Annotated in this window: 1 protein-coding gene; it reads right to left on the bottom strand. The window is 45.1% G+C overall.

The genetic code is table 11. The annotated features are described in order from the left end of the window. On the bottom strand, nt 1-760 hold a 760-nt coding region (locus R7Q46_RS26645; protein WP_318078151.1), incomplete at both ends, for an oligosaccharide flippase family protein.

Below are 760 nucleotides of genomic sequence, written 5' to 3'. Positions count from 1 at the left end.
TAATCAGTACAAAGCCAATCAGTAGTGATGTTCGTTGCGCTGCTGCTAACAACCCTAGCTCCGTGGTAGAAATGAAAAAACCAGCAATAACAATGCTTCCCCATTGGAGGATATTGGTGAAAATGCTGCCAATCCACACTTGCTTCGCAGAGGAGATCAGTTCGATATTTGTTGTCGGGGTCGGCTTTTGATATTGACCAGAGCTAAACCATTTAGTCGTTGAAGCAATACTGACGATCAGACTCGCCAGCAGCAATGCCGTCATTAGGCCGTTGATGTTTTGTAAGTGCAGTGTGCTCAGGCCCATAATGAACAAAACCATGAGCACACTGACGCCGAGTTGAAGCGCGAATAGGGATGGCACCACCATTTTACTTGCTTGTAAAACACGGCTGTTGGTTTGTCCTAATACGAGGAAAGGTACGCACATCAGCGCGAGCATAATCGCCACTATTGGACTGTTGGTTTGATTCAGTTGATTTGGAAAAAGGTAAAAGCCGACAAATAGAGTAACGGCAGCCATGAAACAAAATGTGATACTGCGAGTTAAAGCCGTCCAATAGTTGTCACTTTGCTGTTGAATATCTCCGTTGCTAAACGCGATAGCGTTGAATCGGACTAAAGCAACGTCAAAGCCTCGCTGAGAAATAATGGCTGTGAGCGATACGAGATTGAACAAGAAGAAAAACTGACCTGAAGTGGATGCATCGGTTGTGCGCGACACGATGAGCGTAAGCAAAAAGGCAAATAATGCACTGAA

The sequence above is a fragment of the Vibrio sp. 811 genome (assembly GCF_033339195.1).
This window is presented reverse-complemented; position numbering and strand designations above follow the sequence as displayed.